The 17,826-nt window shown below is 70.4% G+C and carries 17 protein-coding genes and 1 pseudogene; 8 read left to right on the top strand and 10 right to left on the bottom strand.

From position 1 onward, the window contains the following. Positions 1–20: 20 nt before the first annotated feature. Positions 21–1,232: a sensor histidine kinase gene (locus AB0L71_RS25505; protein WP_365247125.1), complete on the bottom strand. Its 1,212-nt coding sequence runs from the start codon at positions 1,230–1,232 to the stop codon at positions 21–23. Between the two features lie 95 nt (positions 1,233–1,327). Here AB0L71_RS25505 and AB0L71_RS25500 point away from each other — a divergent pair, with 95 nt between their 5' ends. Both AB0L71_RS25500 and AB0L71_RS25495 read left to right on the top strand, forming a co-directional pair. After that, positions 1,328–2,323: an SAM-dependent methyltransferase gene (locus AB0L71_RS25500; RefSeq protein ID WP_365247123.1), complete on the top strand. Its 996-nt coding sequence runs from the start codon at positions 1,328–1,330 to the stop codon at positions 2,321–2,323. 58 nt (positions 2,324–2,381) lie between these two features. Next, on the top strand, positions 2,382–3,524 hold the full coding sequence (locus AB0L71_RS25495) for an NADH-quinone oxidoreductase subunit D (RefSeq protein WP_365247121.1): 1,143 nt from the start codon (positions 2,382–2,384) through the stop codon (positions 3,522–3,524). A gap of 118 nt (positions 3,525–3,642) precedes the next feature. Here AB0L71_RS25495 and AB0L71_RS25490 read toward each other — a convergent pair whose 3' ends face one another. From AB0L71_RS25490 to AB0L71_RS25475, 4 genes are all read right to left on the bottom strand, one after another. After that, on the bottom strand, positions 3,643–4,650 hold the full coding sequence (locus tag AB0L71_RS25490) for a hypothetical protein (protein WP_365247119.1): 1,008 nt from the start codon (positions 4,648–4,650) through the stop codon (positions 3,643–3,645). Positions 4,651–4,742: 92 nt separating this feature from the next. Beyond that, entirely contained in the window at positions 4,743–5,729 is a 987-nt protein-coding gene (locus AB0L71_RS25485; RefSeq protein WP_365247118.1) for an ABC transporter substrate-binding protein, read from the bottom strand. Between the two features lie 99 nt (positions 5,730–5,828). Continuing rightward, positions 5,829–6,503: an ABC transporter permease gene (locus AB0L71_RS25480; RefSeq protein ID WP_365247116.1), complete on the bottom strand. Its 675-nt coding sequence runs from the start codon at positions 6,501–6,503 to the stop codon at positions 5,829–5,831. A 3-nt stretch (positions 6,504–6,506) separates the two neighbouring features. Next, a complete protein-coding gene (locus AB0L71_RS25475) occupies positions 6,507–7,211 on the bottom strand; it encodes an ABC transporter permease (protein WP_365247114.1) in 705 nt (234 codons plus the stop codon). A gap of 126 nt (positions 7,212–7,337) precedes the next feature. Between AB0L71_RS25475 and AB0L71_RS25470 the strand changes: the two are divergent. From AB0L71_RS25470 to AB0L71_RS25445, 6 genes and pseudogenes are all read left to right on the top strand, one after another. Next, positions 7,338–8,495: pseudogene (locus AB0L71_RS25470) on the top strand (betaine/proline/choline family ABC transporter ATP-binding protein); the annotation flags it as partial. 194 nt (positions 8,496–8,689) lie between these two features. Beyond that, on the top strand, positions 8,690–9,487 hold the full coding sequence (gene folP / locus AB0L71_RS25465; RefSeq protein WP_365247205.1) for a dihydropteroate synthase: 798 nt from the start codon (positions 8,690–8,692) through the stop codon (positions 9,485–9,487). After that, on the top strand, positions 9,484–9,966 hold the full coding sequence (locus AB0L71_RS25460; protein ID WP_365247112.1) for a nuclear transport factor 2 family protein: 483 nt from the start codon (positions 9,484–9,486) through the stop codon (positions 9,964–9,966). The genes folP and AB0L71_RS25460 overlap by 4 nt, the downstream gene beginning before the upstream one ends. Before the next feature lie 192 nt (positions 9,967–10,158). After that, complete coding sequence (gene folB / locus AB0L71_RS25455) at positions 10,159–10,518, top strand: dihydroneopterin aldolase (RefSeq protein WP_365247110.1); 360 nt, start codon at positions 10,159–10,161, stop codon at positions 10,516–10,518. Then, entirely contained in the window at positions 10,515–11,126 is a 612-nt protein-coding gene (gene folK, locus AB0L71_RS25450; protein ID WP_365247108.1) for a 2-amino-4-hydroxy-6-hydroxymethyldihydropteridine diphosphokinase, read from the top strand. The genes folB and folK overlap by 4 nt, the downstream gene beginning before the upstream one ends. 83 nt (positions 11,127–11,209) lie before the next feature. Further along, a complete protein-coding gene (locus AB0L71_RS25445; protein ID WP_365247106.1) occupies positions 11,210–11,692 on the top strand; it encodes a DUF3180 domain-containing protein in 483 nt (160 codons plus the stop codon). Positions 11,693–11,752: 60 nt separating this feature from the next. Here the strand turns inward: AB0L71_RS25445 and folE are convergent, their stop codons facing one another. The 5 genes from folE to AB0L71_RS25420 all read right to left on the bottom strand — a co-directional run bounded on the left by folE (position 11,753) and on the right by AB0L71_RS25420 (position 17,814). Beyond that, positions 11,753–12,358, bottom strand: coding sequence for a GTP cyclohydrolase I FolE (gene folE, locus AB0L71_RS25440; protein ID WP_365247104.1), 606 nt, complete (start codon positions 12,356–12,358; stop codon positions 11,753–11,755). 152 nt (positions 12,359–12,510) lie between these two features. Beyond that, entirely contained in the window at positions 12,511–14,541 is a 2,031-nt protein-coding gene (ftsH, locus tag AB0L71_RS25435) for an ATP-dependent zinc metalloprotease FtsH (protein WP_365247102.1), read from the bottom strand. A 223-nt stretch (positions 14,542–14,764) separates the two neighbouring features. Then, positions 14,765–15,304, bottom strand: coding sequence for a hypoxanthine phosphoribosyltransferase (gene hpt / locus AB0L71_RS25430; protein ID WP_365247203.1), 540 nt, complete (start codon positions 15,302–15,304; stop codon positions 14,765–14,767). A gap of 98 nt (positions 15,305–15,402) precedes the next feature. Continuing rightward, entirely contained in the window at positions 15,403–16,485 is a 1,083-nt protein-coding gene (gene tilS / locus AB0L71_RS25425; protein WP_365247100.1) for a tRNA lysidine(34) synthetase TilS, read from the bottom strand. A 195-nt stretch (positions 16,486–16,680) separates the two neighbouring features. Continuing rightward, positions 16,681–17,814, bottom strand: a complete 1,134-nt coding sequence (locus AB0L71_RS25420; RefSeq protein WP_365247098.1) for a zinc-dependent metalloprotease — start codon at positions 17,812–17,814, stop codon at positions 16,681–16,683. Positions 17,815–17,826: the final 12 nt, after the last annotated feature.

The raw sequence follows: 17,826 nt of genomic DNA, 5'->3' as shown, positions 1-17,826 counted from the left end.
TGTGTTCCGTCGGTCGGGATTCACGAGGTCCAGTGGGCCGGCCTGAGCGGCAGCAGCGCGCTGATCCGGAACCCCCCGCCGGGCCGCGGCCCGGCGTCCAGCGTGCCGCCCACCATGCCGACCCGCTCGCGCATGCCGATCATTCCGTGGCCCGCGCCGTCGGCTCCGCCGTCCTCGTACAGCTCGTGCGCCGCACCGTGTCCGTCGTCCTCCACCAGCAGTCCGAGCCCGTCGTCGAAGTAGACCAGCCGGACGCTGGCCCCGGCGTCCGGGCCACCGTGCTTACGGGTGTTGGTCAGGGCCTCCTGCACGATCCGGTAGGCGGTCAGCTCGACCCCGCTGGGCAGGGGGCGGGCCGTGCCCTCGACCGTGAAGTCCACCGCCAGGCCGGTCCTGCGGACCTGCTCGACCAGTTCCTCGATCTGTTCGACGTCGGGCTGCGGGACGTACTCCCCGCTCTCCTGCCCGTCCCCGGTCCGCAGCACACCGAGCAGCCGGCGCATCTCGGCGAGGGCCTGCCTGCCGGTGCTGGAGATGGTCTCCAGGGCCTGCCGGGCCTGGTCCGGGGTCGCGTCCATGACGTACGCCGCACCGTCGGCCTGCACCACCATCACCGAGACGTTGTGTGCGACGACATCGTGGAGTTCACGCGCTATGCGGGCCCGTTCGGCGGCCACCGCGACCTTCGACTGCGCCTCGCGCTCCCGCTCCAGCCGGGCCGCGCGCTCCTCCAGCTGGCTGAAGTAGGCGCGCCGGGTCCGCATCGAGTCCCCGAGCACCCAGGCGAGCACGAACGGCACGGTCATCACGACGCCGACGAAGACCTGCTCCAGCCAGTGGGCCGGCGGTATGTCCTGCGGCCAGCGCAGCTGCGAGACACCGGCCGCGCCCAGGGCGCAGCCCAGTGCGAGCCGGGACGCCCAGCGCTCCCCGACGGCGGCCACGGTGAAGACGATCACCAGCATCGCGAAGTCCGCGACGCCCGGCCCGACTCCGCACACCAGTTGGACGACACCCGTCGCAAGGGCGAGCAGCAGCATCTTCTCGGGCGCGCGCCGGCGCAGGGCGACCACGGTGCACAGGCAGAGGGCGACCAGTACGGCCACGATCCGCTCCCCGGCGCCGCCCCCGTGCCCCACGACGGACAGCCCGGAGAGCCCGAGGAGGACGACGGCCCAGAAGCTGTCGACGCCCGTCGGGTGTCTGCGGAGGAAGTCGTAGAGGCGCTGCACGCAACCCAGCGTAGGGACCGGCGGCAGGTGCCCGGGTCCGCCGAAGGGCCGATCCAGCTGCGAGGACCGTACTCCCCAAGGTGGAGACTGCAGGCGTGACGGATCAGTGGCGCGGGTGGCGGGAGGCGGCACAGGCCGCCCTCTACGGAGACGAGGGCTTCTACCGGAGACCCGAGGGCCCGGCGGGCCACTTCCGCACCTCCGTCCATGCGTCCGGGCTGTTCGCCTCGGCCGTCGCCCGGCTGCTGGCCGACGTGGCGCGGGAGCTGGGCACCGACGCGGTCGACCTGGTGGATCTGGGGGCCGGGCGCGGGGAACTGCTGACGGGCGTGCTGGCGGCGTTGCCGGCCGTCGGCGCAGGCGGGCTCGCCGTACGGGCGTACGCCGTGGAGATCGCCGACCGGCCGGCCGGGCTCGATCCCCGGATCGTGTGGTGCGCCGAGCCGCCCCGGGGAACCCGCGGGCTGCTGTTCGCCAACGAGTGGCTGGACAACGTCCCGACCGAGGTCGTCGAGACCGACCCGGAAGGCGTCGACCGGTACGTCCTCGTCCGGACCGCGGACGGCGAGGAACGGCCGGGCGCACCGGTGACCGGGGCCGACGCCGAGTGGCTGCGTCACTGGTGGCCGTCGGCCGGACCGGGCAGCCGGGCGGAGATCGGCCGCCCTCGCGACGAGGCCTGGGCGCGGGCGGTGTCCACCCTGACCGCGGGACTCGCGGTGGCGGTGGACTACGCCCATGTCCGGGAGGCACGGCCCCCCTTCGGCACGCTGACCGGCTTCCGGTCCGGCCGCGAGGTGCGACCGGTGCCGGACGGCAGCTGCGACCTCACCTCACATGTGGCGCTGGACGCGTGTGCGGAGGCGGTGGGCGACGCCACCCGGCGCGAGGTACTGACCCAGCGCGAGGCGCTGCACCGCCTCGGCATCACCGGCGAGCGCCCCTCACCGGCCCTGGCGTCGACCGACCCGGCCGGATACGTACGTGCCCTCGCCTCGGCGGGCGAGGCCGCGGAACTGACGGCCAGGGGCGGTCTGGGCGACTTCTGCTGGCTGCTGCACCACAAGCCCGGCGGCGGCGCCGTCGGGTGAGGCCCCCGGTGCCACCCCGCACCATCCCGCACCCCACCGTTCAGGGAATACTGGCCGTATGACGGAGACGACAGTCGGCATCGGCGGCGCGGCGGAGAGCACCGACATGGTGCTCAACATCGGCCCCCAGCACCCCTCCACCCACGGTGTGCTCCGTCTGCGCATCGTTCTCGACGGGGAACGCATCCAGCACGCCGAACCGGTCGTCGGCTATATGCACCGCGGCGCGGAGAAGCTGTTCGAGGCCCGCGACTACCGGCAGATCGTGATGCTCGCCAACCGCCACGACTGGCTGTCGGCGTTCTCCAACGAGCTGGGCGTCGTGATGGCCGTCGAGCGCATGCTGGGCATGGAGGTCCCGGAGCGCGCGGTCTGGACCCGCACCCTGCTGGCGGAGCTGAACCGGGTCCTGAACCATCTGATGTTCATCGGTTCCTATCCGCTCGAACTCGGCGGTCTCACGCCGGTGTTCTACGCCTTCCGGGAACGCGAGGAACTCCAGGCCGTGATGGAGGAGGTCTCCGGCGGCCGGATGCACTACATGTTCAACCGGGTCGGCGGCCTCAAGGAGGACCTCCCGGCCGGCTGGCTCGGCCGCGCCCGGGACGCGGTCGCCTCGGTCCGGTCCCGGATGGACGTGTACGACGACCTGGTGCTCGGCAACGAGATCTTCCGGGGCCGTACCCGCGGGGTGGGTGTGCTGTCCGCCGAGGCCGTGCACGCCTACGGGGTCTCCGGGCCGATCGCCCGCGCCTCGGGGGTCGACTTCGACCTGCGGCGTGACGAGCCGTATCTCGCGTACGGGGAGCTCGCCGACACCCTCAGGGTCGTCACCCGCACCGAGGGCGACTGCCTGGCCCGCTTCGAGTGCCTGCTGGACCAGACGCACAACTCCCTCGATCTGGCGGACGCGTGCCTGGACCGGCTGGCCGGCCTGGCGCCCGGTCCGATCAACCAGCGGCTGCCCAAGGTGCTCAAGGCCCCCGAGGGGCACACCTACGCCTGGACCGAGAACCCTCTTGGCATCAACGGCTACTACCTGGTGTCCAAGGGCGAGAAGACCCCGTACCGGTTGAAGCTGCGCTCCGCTTCGTACAACAACATCCAGGCGCTCACCGAGCTGCTGCCGGGCACGCTGGTCGCGGACATGGTGGCGATCCTGGGCTCACTCTTCTTCGTCGTCGGCGACATCGACAAGTAGCCCGACACAGAACCGGCCCGCACAGAGCCTGTGCGGGCCGGACCGGAGTTCCTGCGGCCAGGGGCGTATTTCGAAAGTGGCGTCGTCTGCCCGCGGGCGGGACTTTCGAAACGCGCCCCTAGGACACCGCTCCGCGCAGCTCCGTCACGTCCAGTTGCTCGGTCTCGTCGTGCGCGGTCAGGTCGATGACCTTGCCGACGGCCTGCCTCCCGGCCGCCCCCGCGCGGTGCGCTGCCAGCGCCTCCTCGCCCACCACGTCCGCGAGGTCCTCGTTCTGCACGGACTCGATGGCGGTGCGCGTCTTCTGGGTACCGAAGAAGTCGAAGCTGCCCTGGGGCACCGGATGGCGCCGGGACGCCGTGTACGGGGCCACCGGGCTGGCGGCCGGCACGGTGCGCGCCGCCGGCAGCGCGGACGGCTGCCTGGCCGCGGTGAGTGCGGTCGACGGGCGCTGGTGCTGCACCCCGGACGTGACGGCGGCCGCGTGCTTCCCCTGCCGCTCCTCCGCCTCCCGGGCCCGTTCCGCGAGATCACGCCTCCTGGCCTGCTCGGCCGTACGACGCGCCTCCTGCAGTGCCCTGTTGCGCGAGAGGTCCTCCAGCGCCTGGGCGGCCCGCAGATAGGCGCCCGGTGTGGGGGTACTGACCGCGGCGGGCAGCTCCCGGGGCGCGGAGGCTTCGATCGCGAGCTGCCTGCGGCCCTCCAGGGCGCTGGCCCGCTGGGTCTCGGCGTTGGCGTACCGCCGCAGCAGCGCGGCGTGCTCCCCGCGCAGGTCGGCGAGCTCCACACGCTTGCGGCGCAGCTTCGTCTCCAGCCGTACGCGCAGCTCCCGCGACTCCTCCAGGTCGGCCTCCAGCTCGGCCATGCGCTCCTCGGCCCGCCACTCGTCCCCGGCGCGCGCCCGCGTCAGCTCCGCGACCCGGCGGCCCGCTTCCCGGTCCCAGCTGCGCATCAGATACGCGCCGGTCACGGCAGTGGCCGCCGCGACGGCCACCAGAATGCGCAGGACCAGGGGCTCGGCGGGCAGCCAGGCGCCCGCGGCACAGAGGATCGAGACTCCGACGACGGCCGAAGGCGGAAGGATTCTGTGCAGGGGTGGCGAATGGCGATGACGTCCGCGTGGCATGGCCAGAAATTTACCGCGCGTACGGGGTGCTTGGGGGGCCGCCCGGGAATCTGTTCCCGGCTGGTTACCTGACGGCCCCGATCCCGCCCTCCTTACTTCTTGATCAGGCCCTTCGACCGCAGATAGTCCTTGGCCACATCGGCGGGCTTTGCACGCTCGGCGTCGACCTTGCGGTTCAGTTCCGCCAGGTCCTCGGTGGTGAGGATCTTGGTGATCTTGGTGAGCGCGTCGGCGATGTCCTGGGAACCCGCGTCCGCGGCATTGACGACCGGCAGAACGTTGTCCGCGTTCTGCAGCTTCTTGTCGTCCTCCAGAAACACCAGGCCGTAGCTGTCCAGCACCGCGTCCGTGGTGGTGGTGAGGACCAGTTGGTCCTTGCCGTCCTTGACGGCCTGCTTGGACTGCGGCGTACCGACTCCCTTGGGATCGATACCGGTGACATTGATGCCGTACGTCTTCTTCAGGCCCGGCGCGCAGAACGGCCGCACCTCGCACTCGTCGCCGGCCGCGATCCTCACTGCGGCCTTCGACCTGCCGAGATCCGACAGGGTCGTGAGGTCGTTCTTGTCGGCGAATTCCTTGGCCACCGCGAAGGCGTTCTGGTCGACGGCCTCGCCGACCGGGAGGACCTTCAGTCCACGCGGGGTGGCGAGCTTCTCCAGCGCCGCGACCGTGGCGGCCGCGTCACCGGAGGCGACGGGCTTCTGCTCGGCCTTCTTCGCCCCGTTCACCTTGGCATTGAGGAATTCGGCGATCGTGGCGGCGTATTCGGGAACGACATCGATCTCGCCCTTCTCCAGGGACGGTTCGTAGAGTTCCCGGTTGGCCACCGTGGTGATCGACGTGCTGTACCCGGCGTCGCCCAGGATCTGCGCGTACAGCTCCGCAAGGACCTTGGACTCGGTGAAGGAGGCCGCTCCGACGACGAGCGAACCCTTCTTGCCGGAACCACCGGAGTCACCGGAGGCCGTCTGGCCCTCCTTGCCCTTCTCCAGGGTGTCGCCGCCGCAGGCGACGAGCGAACCGGACAGCGCGACCATGCCGATGACCGCGCCCGCTATGCGTGAGGTCTTGCTCATGAGGTGTTCTCCGTCCACAGCAACAGGGGCTGTTCAGAGGGGACTTCAGGAATGTGGGGTGTGCGCAGGGACACCGGCCCGAGGGATCCGCCGGGCCGGTCATGCCGCCCTGCGGCGGCGCAGCGGTGAGAGCAACCGGTCCAGAGTCACCAGCACCGCCTCCACCAGCAGGGCGAGCACAGCGACCAGCAGCGCCCCCGCGACCACCTGCGGGGTGTTGTACGTGTTGAATCCGGCGGTGATGATCCGGCCGAGGCCGCCCTGGCCGACCATGGCGGCGATCGTCGCCGTGGCGATCACCTGGACCGCGGCCGAGCGCAGTCCGGTCATGATCATCGGGTACGCCAGGGGGAGTTCGACCCGTAGGAAGAGCTGACCCCCGGACATCCCCATGCCCCGCGCCGCCTCGGTCACCGCCCGGTCGACCTCCGTCATCCCGACATGGGCGTTGGTGAGCAGCGGCGGTACGGCGAACAGGACCAGCGCGACGACGGTCGGCAGATATCCGGCATTGCGCAGCGGGGAGACCATGAAGAGCGCCAGCACCGCGAAGACCGGGACCGCCCGTCCCGCATTGGCGAGGTTGACGGCCGCCACGCCGCCCTTCCCGATGTGCCCGAGGTACAGCGCGACGGGCAGGGCCACGGCGCAGGCCAGAGCGAGCGCAACACCGCTGACACAGAGGTGCTCGGCGAGCCGGTGGGCCGCACCGCTCTCCCCCGACCAGTTGGCGCCGGTGGTGAGCCAGGTCCAGGCGTCTCCCAGAACTCCCATGCTTCAGGCCGCCTTTGCCGTGACGACCGCGGGAGTGGTGCGTATGCGGGTCCACGGGGTCAACAGCCGCTGGAGACCCAGCAGCAACAGATCGGCGGCGACCGCGAGGAGCACACACAGGAACGAGGCGGTGAGCACCTGGGCCTTGAAGAAACTGGGCAGCGCCTCCCCTATGAGGTTGCCGAGGCCCCCTCTGCCGATGATCGAACCGACCGTTGTCAGCGCGACCGTCGAGACCGTGGCGATCCGGACTCCTGCCATCAACGCGGGCAGGGCCAGGGGGAGTTCCACCTCCCACAGCAGCCTGGCCGGTCCGTACCCCAACCCCTTCGCGGCCTCCTTCGCCTCCTGCGGAACCGCTTCCAGTCCAGCCAGGATGTTCCGGACGAGAATGGTCAGCGAATACAGCACCAGACCGGTGACGACCAGCGCGGCCGAGAGCCCGAACAGCGGGAGCAGCAGCGAGAACATGGCGAGCGAGGGAACGGTGTAGAGCACCGTGGTCAGCCCGAGGACGGGGCCGGCGAAGCGCCGGCCGCGGCGGGCGAGCAGCGCCAGCGGAAAGGCCACCAGGAGCCCGATCAGCACCGAGACGGCGGTGATCCAGATGTGCTGGACCGTCGCATCGGTCAACTCCTGGCTGCGGGAACGGAGATACTCCCCGCAGATCCATTCGTTCGTCACCAGGCAGTTCTGTGCGGCAGCCATCCGCCCCCCTCGGTTTCCGCCTCGTACCGATGTCCTGGTGACCCTATCCTCGGCCTCTGACAATCGCCGCGGCCGTTGTATTCCAGCAACAGGTCCTTCACAGAACACCCTCGACAATGGGGAACCATGATCCGTTTCGAGCATGTCACCAAGCGGTACGCCGACGGCACCACCGCCGTCGAAGACCTTTCCTTCGAGGTCTTCGAGGGTGAACTCGTCACGCTCGTCGGGCCGTCGGGCTGTGGCAAGACGACCACCATGAAGATGGTGAACCGGCTGATCGAACCGACCGCGGGCCGGATATTCCTCGACGGGGACGACATATCCACCATCGACCCCGTCCTGCTGCGCCGGCGTATCGGCTATGTGATCCAGCAGGTGGGACTCTTCCCGCACCGTACGGTTCTGGAGAACACCGCGACCGTTCCCCATCTCCTCGGCTGGAAAAGGAGAAAGGGACGTGAGCGCGCGGCGGAACTCCTCGACCTCGTCGGACTGGATCCTTCCGTTTATGGCGACCGCTATCCGGAACAGCTTTCCGGAGGCCAGCGTCAACGCGTGGGCGTGGCCCGGGCGCTGGCCGCGGACCCGCCGGTGCTGCTGATGGACGAGCCTTTCGGCGCGGTGGACCCGGTCGTACGGGAACGGCTGCAGAACGAATTCCTGCGGCTCCAGGAACAGGTCCGCAAAACCGTTCTGCTCGTCACGCACGACATCGAGGAGGCGGTCCGGCTCGGCGATCGCATCGCCGTCTACGGGCAGGGCCGCATCGAGCAGTTCGACTCCCCGGCGGCCGTGCTCGGCGCCCCTGCCACCTCCCGGGTCGCGGACTTCGTCGGTGCCGACCGCGGCCTCAAGCGGCTCTCCGTGACCCCCGTCGAGGAGGGCGACCTCGACCGGCCGCCCGCCGTCCACCTCGACGACCCCCTGGCCCGGGCGACCGAACGCCTGCGAGCCGAAGGGGCGCGCTGGGCCGTCGTGCTCGACGGGCAGGACCGGCCGCACGGCTGGATCCCGGCCGACGGCCTCACCGGCCGGACCGGGGACACGGTGCGCGCCCACGCCCGCAGGATGGAGGCGTGGCTGCCCGTCGGCGCGCCCCTCAAGGAGGCGTTCGCCACCATGCTCCAGCACGACGCGGGCTGGATCGCGGTCGTCGGCGAGGAAGGCGACGGCCGCTTCCTCGGCGTGCTCACCCCGGCCCGGCTCCATGAGGCGCTGCGCCGTTCGATCGACGCGGACGCCCAGGACGTCCCGCGTGCCGAGGTGGCCGTCGAGACTGTGGAGAGCGTCAGCGCGTCCGCCGCGCGGCGAGGGGGGACGGTGACCCGGCAGGCGGGCGGGACGCCGGGCGCGGGCCCGGACGCGACGTCCGCGCGGCAGGACAGCACGCCGTCCGGGCCTACGCTGGGCGCATGAGTACGTTGCGTGGACGAGGCACGGTCCAGGGCCTGCCGGAGTGGGATCGCTGTGCGGTCATGGGTGTCGTCAATGTGACCCCGGACTCCTTCTCGGACGGGGGCCGCTGGTTCGACACGACGGCCGCGGTCAAACACGGCCTCGACCTCGTCGCCGAGGGCGCCGACCTGATCGATGTCGGCGGCGAGTCGACCCGTCCCGGTGCCAGCCGGGTGGACGCCGAGGAGGAGCTGCGGCGGGTGATCCCGGTGGTCAGGGGGCTGGTGTCCGAAGGGGTCACGGTCTCCGTGGACACCATGCGGGCCCGGGTCGCCGCGGAGTCGGTCGCGGCAGGAGCCACCCTGGTCAACGACGTGAGCGGCGGCCTCGCGGACCCGGACATGGTCGGGGTCGTCGCCGCGTCGCAGGCGGCGTTCGTGGTGATGCACTGGCGGGGCTTCAGCGAGTCCATGAACAGCCGGGCGGTGTACGCGGACGTCGTCGCCGAGGTCGTCGCGGAGCTGCGGGAGCGGATGGACGCGGTGGTCGCGGGAGGTGTGGCCCCGGAACGGATCGTGATCGACCCGGGCCTCGGCTTCGCCAAGGACGCCGCCCACGACCTCGCCCTGGTCGCCCACCTCGACGCGCTGCACGCCCTGGGCCGCCCGCTGCTGGTCGCCGCCTCCCGCAAGCGTTTCCTCGGCCATGTACTGGCCCGCGAGGGCGCGGCCCCGCCGCCCGCCCGCGAACGCGACGCCGCCACCGCGGCGATCTCCGCGCTCTCCGCCCGTGCCGGGGCCTGGGCCGTCCGGGTCCACGAGGTGCGGGCCACGGCCGACGCCGTGCGGGTCGCCCGTGCCGTCGAGGGAGCCGCGTGAGCGGGCCCCGCGACGAGCACGCGGAGGCGGCCGCCGACATCGCCGCCGTCGAACAGGCCAACACCGCCTTCTACGAGGCGCTGGAGCGCGGGGACCTCGATCAGCTCTCCGGGCTCTGGCTGCCGGGCGAGGACCTCACCGTCTCCTGCGTCCACCCCGGCTGGCCGGTGCTCTCCGGCCGCGGCGAGGTACTGCGCAGTTACGCCCTGATCATGGCGAACACGGAGTACATCCAGTTCTTCCTGACCGATGTCGGCGTCTCGATGACCGGCGACACGGCCCTGGTGACCTGCACGGAGAACATCCTCAGCGGCGGCCCGGCCGAGGACGGCAACGCGCTCGGTCCGCTGGTCGGCCAACTCGTCGTGGCCACCAATGTGTTCCGACGCACACCGGACGGCTGGAAACTCTGGTCCCACCACGGCTCGCCCGTGCTCGCCGACTCCAATGAGGACGAGGACGAGGACACATCCTCCTGACCGGGGCGGACGTCCGGCAGAGGGTTGGAATCCCGGGCCGCGGGTAGAAGCGGCTCCCGGCCCCGTTCGATTCCGTCCGCAGCCCCCGCGGGCGGGCCCTGTCGGTGCTCGCAGGTAAATTCGTGAAGAGGGCACCGGCCGTCCGCACACGGCCCCATGTCCCTACTTCCAACGACAGCAGGAGTGATTCGCGTGGATCGTGTCGCGCTGCGCGGCCTCAGGGCCCGTGGACACCATGGCGTCTTCGCCCAGGAACGGGAGGAGGGCCAGACCTTCGTCGTGGACCTGGTGCTCGGCCTCGACACCCGTCCCGCGGCGGCCGCCGACGACCTGACCAAGACCGTGCACTACGGCATCGTCGCGGAGGAGGTCGTCGCCGTGGTGCAGGGGGAGCCGGTCGACCTGATCGAAACGCTCGCGGAACGCATCGCCCAAACCTGCCTCGCCCACGAAGGGGTCGAGGAGGTGGAGGTGGTGGTGCACAAGCCGGAAGCACCGATCACCGTCCCCTTCGACGACGTGACCGTCACCATCACCCGGAGCCGAGTATGACCTCATTCCCTACCGGCGGGCAGGGCGACCCGACCGTACAGCCGGTTCCCGCCTCCGTCGTCGAGCAGGTGGACGCCGCGGACGTCACCCTCTCCAACCCCAAACCCGCCGTGATCTCCCTGGGCTCCAACCTCGGCAACCGCCTGGAGACCCTCCAGGGCGCCATAGACGCCCTGGAGGACACCCCGGGCCTCCGCGTCAAAGCGGTCTCCCCCGTCTACGAGACGGAACCCTGGGGCGTCGAGCCCGGCTCCCAGCCGGCGTACTTCAACGCGGTGATCGTCGTCAGGACGACGCTGCCCCCGTCCTCCCTCCTGGAGCGCGGACAGGCCGTCGAGGAGGCCTTCGACCGGGTTCGGGAGGAGCGCTGGGGTCCCCGCACCCTCGACGTCGACATCGTGTCGTACGCGGATGTCGTCTCCGACGACCCGGTGCTGACCCTCCCCCACCCCCGGGCCCATGAGCGCGCCTTCGTGCTCGCCCCGTGGCACGACATAGACCCCGAGGCACAGCTCCCCGGCGTCGGCCCCGTCACGGAACTCCTGGCCGCCGTCGGCCGGGAGGGTGTACGGCCCCGGGCCGATCTGGAACTCCGTCTGCCCGAGTAGTCGTTAGGCTCGACAGCAACGAATCACCGGCGACACGGGACACTGGTGAGACACACCACTGGCGGCGAAGGGCGGATCACTCGGTGAAGCAACTACGGCTCGGGGTACTGGTCGGCCTGTTCGCCGCGGCCGGAGTGCTCTCCTGGGGCGGCGCCCGCCTCTGGGACTCCCTGGGCAACCTGCCGAGCGTCCCCCTCGCGGCCCCGATCGTGCTCGCGGTGATCGCCGCGGTCCTGCTCGCCACGGCGCTCTCCATCCGTTCCCGGCTCCGCGCCCAGCGCGAGCGCAGGCCGGGAGCCAAGGGCATCGAGCCGCTGATGGCCGCCCGCGCGGTCGTCTTCGGCCAGGCCAGCGCGCTCGTCGTCGCTCTGGTCTCGGGCCTGTACGCCGGCACGGGCGTCTTCCTGCTCGGCAGCCTCGACATCCCGGCCCGCCGCAACCAGGCGATCTACGCGGGCTTCGCCGTGCTGGCCGGCATCGCGGTGGTGGCCGCGGCCCTCTGGCTGGAGCGCATCTGCAAGCTCCCCGAGGACGAGGACAAGAACAAGAGCACGGAGTCCGCCTGAGGGTGGTCCCGCTCGTCCCCGCAGCAGCCGGCCAGGCGGCCGAAGGTCACCGACAGGATGTCAGCGGGCCATGATCAGGCTCATGGCCTCGGCGCGCGTCGCAGGGTCGCGGAGCTGGCCGCGTACCGCCGAGGTCAGAGTCTTCGCCCCCGGCTTGCGGATGCCGCGCATCGACATGCACATGTGCTCGCACTCGACGACGACGATGACCCCGCGCGGCTCCAGGATCTCCATGAGCGAATCGGCGACCTGCGTGGTGAGCCGTTCCTGGACCTGCGGGCGCCGTGCGAAGACATCGACGAGGCGGGCCAGCTTCGACAGACCGGTGATCTTGCCGCTGGTCGCCGGGATGTATCCGACATGCGCCACGCCCCGGAACGGGACCAGGTGGTGCTCACAGGTGCTGAACACCTCGATGTCCTTGACCAGCACCATCTCGTCGTGGCCGAGATCGAACGTGGTCGTCAGGACGTCCTCGGGCTCCTGGTAGAGGCCCGCGAATATCTCCTTGTACGCCCGTGCCACGCGCCCCGGCGTCTCGCGCAGCCCCTCCCGGTCCGGGTCCTCCCCCACCGCGAAGAGGAGCTCGCGTACAGCGGCCTCGGCCCGCTTCTCGTCGAACTCGCCGATCGAACCCTGGCCGTCCAACGTCACCGGGTCGGTCATCTGTGCCTCGTTCCTCTGAGCTGTTAACCCGCGCATGCGTCCGCACGAGCGTACGAAATAGCCGCGCCCACAGGCTAGAACCTGGAGGGGCGCGGCTCCATTCCGGGCCCGGTGCGACTCCCGTGACGGGGGCCACACCGGGGTCGCTCCGATCAGCTCTCCGAGCGGTCCTCCGGGAGCACCTCGGTGGCCGGGACGGTGTCCGTGGACGTGACCGAGCCGTTCGCCGTGGTGGCGCCGTTGGTGAGAGCGAGCTCCTTCGGCGAGAGCACCGGCGGCCGCGTCGACGGAGTACGCCGGGCGGAACCGGTCCAGGCCGGACGGGCCGGACGCTTCACGATCGGCGCGAAGATCTCGGCGATCTCCTCCTTGCCGAGCGTCTCCTTCTCCAGGAGCTGGAGAACGAGGGCATCCAGCACGTCGCGGTTCTCGACGAGGATCTCCCACGCGTCGTTGTGCGCGTTCTCGATGAGCTTCTTGACCTCTTCGTCGACGAGGGCCGCGACCTCTTCCGAGTAGTCGCGCTGGTGCCCCATCTCCCGGCCCACGAAGGGCTCGGTGTTGTCACCGCCGAACTTGATCGCGCCGAGCCGCTCCGTCATGCCGTACTGCGTGACCATCGCGCGGGCCGTTGCGGTGGCCTTCTCGATGTCGTTCGCAGCGCCGGTGGTCGGGTCGTGGAAGACCAGTTCCTCGGCCGCGCGCCCACCCAGCATGTAGGCCAGCTGGTCGAGCATCTCGTTACGCGTCGTGGAGTACTTGTCCTCTTCCGGAAGCACCATCGTGTAACCGAGGGCACGGCCGCGGGAGAGGATCGTGATCTTGTGGACCGGGTCCGCCTGGGGAGAGGCCGCCGCGACCAGGGCGTGCCCGCCCTCGTGGTACGCGGTGATCTTCTTTTCCTTTTCGGACATGATCCGGGTCCGCTTCTGCGGACCCGCCACGACGCGGTCGATGGCCTCGTCGAGCATCTTGTTGTCGATCAGCTTCTGGTTGCCACGCGCCGTGAGGAGCGCCGCTTCGTTCAGCACGTTCGACAGGTCGGCACCGGTGAAGCCGGGCGTACGACGGGCAACGGCGCCGAGGTCGACGTCCTTCGCGACCGGCTTGCCCTTCTGGTGCACCTTGAGGATGGCGAGACGGCCCTGCATGTCCGGCCGGTCGACCGCGATCTGCCGGTCGAAGCGGCCCGGGCGCAGCAGCGCCGGGTCGAGGATGTCCGGCCGGTTGGTGGCGGCGATCAGGATGACGCCGCCCTTCACGTCGAAGCCGTCCATCTCGACGAGCAGCTGGTTGAGCGTCTGCTCGCGCTCGTCGTGACCGCCGCCCATACCGGCACCGCGGTGCCGGCCGACGGCGTCGATCTCGTCGACGAAGACGATCGCCGGGGCGTTCGCCTTGGCCTGCTCGAAGAGGTCACGGACCCGGCTGGCACCGACACCGACGAACATCTCGACGAAGTCGGAACCGGAGATCGAGTAGAACGGGACGCCCGCCTCGCCCGCGACGGCGCGCGCGAGCAGCGTCTTGCCCGTACCGGGAGGCCCGTACAGCAGGACACCCTTGGGAATCTTGGCGCCGACGGCCTGGAACTTCGCCGGCTCCTGGAGGAACTCCTTGATCTCCTGGAGCTCCTCGACGGCCTCGTCCGACCCCGCCACATCGGCGAACGTCGTCTTCGGGGTGTCCTTGGTGATCAGCTTGGCCTTGGACTTCCCGAACTGCATGACCCGGGAACCGCCACCCTGCATCTGGTTCATCAGGAACAGGAAGACGACCACGATCAGGACGAAGGGCAGCAGCGAGAGGAGGATCGAGAGGAACGGGGACTGCTTCGAGGGCGAGACGGTGTAGCCCTTGTCGATCTTGCCGCTCTCGAACTTCTGCTGCAGCGTGTCGGCCAGCTGGACACCCTGGTCGCCGATGTAACTGGCCTGGAACTTGCTCCCGGACTCACCCGAGAGCTTCTGGCCCTTGTTCAACTCGATCTTGATGATCTGTTCGTCACCGGTGGTCAGCTTGGCCTGCGCCACCTGGTCCTTGCTGATCGCCTGGATCACCTTGCCGGTGTCCACCGATTTGTAGCCGCCCGACGAGCCGACGACCTGCATCAACACGACCACGGCGAGGACGGCCAGCACGATCCACATGACCGGCCCACGGAAGTATCGCTTCACGTCCATCCATACGGGGCGATGACGCCCCGTCCCTCCTGCCCGTAGGTAAATGCTGCTGTGAGAAAAGACTGTTCTTCGGACGGTACCCCAGCATTGTCGCCTGCGGCTGCCTGGGACGTCTGTCAAAACCCGCCTTCACTGGCTCAACGGCGGGAATCCGGTGAAAGGTTCCCCACCGTTCGTCCCGGTCGGTCCGGGCGCTCCGGCCGGGGAGTGGACGCCCGGGGTGTCAGCCGCCGTAGACGTGCGGGGCGAGTGTGCCGACGAAGGGGAGGTTGCGGTACTTCTCCGCGTAGTCCAGCCCGTATCCGACGACGAACTCGTTGGGGATGTCGAAACCGACCCACTTGCAGTCGAGCGCGACCTTGGCCGCGTCCGGCTTGCGCAGCAGGGCGCAGATCTCCAGGGACGCGGGCTCCCGCGATCCGAGGTTCGACATCAGCCAGGACAGGGTCAGGCCGGAGTCGATGATGTCCTCGACGATCAGGACGTGCTTGCCCTTGATGTCGGTGTCCAGGTCCTTGAGGATCCTGACCACTCCGGAGGACTGGGTGCCCGCGCCGTACGAGGAGACGGCCATCCAGTCCATGGTGACGGGGGTGGACAGCGCACGCGCCAGGTCCGCCATCACCATCACCGCGCCCTTGAGGACGCCGACGATGAGCAGGTCCTTGCCCGCGTACTCCGCGTCGATCTTCGCGGCCAGCTCGGTGAGCTTCGCGTCGATCTCTTCCTTGGTGAGGAGCACCGACTTGAGGTCGGTTCCCATGTCCTTCTCGTTCACCAGCGTCTCTTTCTCTGCCTGCCTGATCCGGGACGGTGCCCGGACCTGCGCGACCACTCGCCTGAGGATCGGCGGCTCGTGCTTCAGCTCTGCCGAATCACCAGTCTGCCACCCTGGCGCATGGCCTCGACCCGGCCGGGCAGGTTGATGGCCCGCTGGCCCCGCCAGCCGGTGATGAGACGGTCGACTTCCTCGATGTGCCGGGCGAAGAGCGAACCGGCCGGGGAACCCGCCTCCATGACGGCCCGGCGCAGCACCCTGCGGCGCACGGCGGGCGGCAGGGCGAACAGCTTGGCGCACTCCAGTCGGCCCGCGTCGTCCCGCACGGCACGGTCGGCCTCGGCGGCCCAGGTGTCCAGGGCGTCGGCATCGTCGCGGGAGAGCTGCGCCGTACGGGCCAGGGCCTCGACGACTCCTTTGCCCAGGGCCTTCTCCAGTGCGGGCAGGCCCTCGTGGCGCAGTCGGGAGCGGGTGTAGGCGGGGTCGGTGTTGTGCGGGTCGTCCCAGACGGGCAGCGACTGGACGAGGCAGGCCTTGCGGGCGGTCTGCCGGTCGAGCTGGAGGAAGGGGCGCCGGTAGCGTCCGGCCGGGCCGGACGCGGCGGCCATGCCGGAGAGCGAGCGGATGCCGGAGCCGCGGGCGAGGCCCAGCAGCACCGTCTCCGCCTGGTCGTCGCGGGTGTGCCCGAGCAGGACGGCGGCGGCGCCGTGCCGCTCGGCCGCCGCGTCCAGGGCGGCGTAACGGGCGTCGCGGGCCGCGGCCTCGGGGCCGCCTTCCTGGCCGACCTGAACGGCGACGGACTCGACCGGGTCCAGGTGCATGGCGGTCAGGCGGTCGACGACCTCGGCGGCCCGGACGTCGGATCCGTCCTGGAGGCCGTGGTCGACGGTGATGCCGCCGGCCCGGATGTCGAGCTTGGGGGCCTCGAAGGCGAGGGCGGAGGCGAGGGCCATGGAGTCGGCGCCGCCGGAGCATGCCACCAGCACCAGCGGGGTATCGGGACGTTCGGGGAGTGCGGCGGGCTGCCTTCCCGCACCGGCTTCGGCGAGCTCGGGGTGCGGAGTGAGCCGGGCGTGCCCGGCGCTCCGGGCGTGTTCGGAGAGTACGTCGTGGAGTACGCGGCGGACCGCCAGGCGTATCGCCGCGACCGCAGGATGAGGACCCATGTCCGGTGCCCTTCGTGGAGTGTGAGGAGTCGCCTCGAAGTGTCGGGACGGAAGAGCACCGTCACTCAGAGTGCGTCGATGGTGACAGAGGCAAGCCGTCCATCGAGCATTGCACGCCTTCCCATGCCCCTACGCTCCCTCGGATGGGTGATTACCGGCGTATTCATGTTCGGCCGTACACCGCCGGATCCGTTGTCAGGGCTCTGTCCTGCGGTGCACCCGGGCGATCCAGTCCGCCGGCTTCCCGATCTCGGCCTTGGTCGGAAGGGTGTTCGGCGAGGTCCAGACCCGGTTGAAACCGTCCATCCCGACCTCGTCCACCACGGCGCGGACGAACCGTTCGCCGTCGCGGTACTGACGCAGTTTGGCGTCGAGTCCGAGGACCTTGCGCAGCGCCTGGTCGAGACGGCTCGCACCGCGCGCCCTGCGCTGCTGGAACTTCTCCCGGATCTCCCCGACGGAGGAGACGACCTCGGGGCCGACGCCGTCCATCACGTAGTCGGCATGGCCTTCGAGCAGGGACATCACGGCGGTGAGCCGGCCCAGGATCTCGCGCTGCGCGGGCGTCTGGACCAGTTCGACGAGGCTGCGTCCGCCGTCCTCGCCGTCCTCGCCCTCGGGGCGGCCCCCGGCCAGGGACTGGGCGGCCTCGCGAAGGCGTTCCAGCACGGTCATCGGGTCGATGTCGGTCTCGTCGAGGAATGACTGGATCTCGCCCTGGAGATGGTCGCGGAGCCAGGGCACACCGGTGAACTGGGTGCGGTGGGTCTCCTCGTGCAGGGCGACCCAGAGCCGGAAGTCGTGCGGGTCCACGTCCAGTTCGCGCTCGACGTGGACGATGTTCGGGGCGACGAGCAGCAGCCGGCCGCCGCCGTCGGCCGCGGCCGGGATCCCACGGGTGGCGGGGGCGAACGTCTCGTACTGTCCGAGGACCCGGGACGCCAGGAACGACAGCAGCATCCCCACCTCGACGCCGGTCACCTTGCCGCCGACCGCGCCGAGCACGGCGCCGCCGGGGCCGCCGCCCCGCCGGTCCTGCATCTTTCCCAGCAACGGGCGCAGCAGTTCGCGGAAACCCGCGACATTGGCCCTGATCCAGCCGGCCCGGTCCACGACCAGGACCGGGGTGTCCTCCGGTTCGGTCCCCTCGGGGATCATCCGCGTGAAGGAACGGACGTGCTCCTCCGAGGCCTTGGCATGCCGTCGCAGCTCCGCGACGACCTCGCGGGCCCCCTCACGGCTGATCTCGGGCCCCGGCCGCACAAGTCGGGTCGCGGTCGCCACCGCGAGATTCCAGTCGACCATCTCGGCACCACCGATGCTCGTCATGGCCCAACCGTA

This window comes from Streptomyces sp. NPDC052052 (genome assembly GCF_040680455.1).
GTDB lineage: Bacteria > Actinomycetota > Actinomycetes > Streptomycetales > Streptomycetaceae > Streptomyces.
The sequence above is the reverse complement of the archived record's forward strand: the minus strand, read 5'-3'. Positions and strand labels throughout refer to the sequence as shown.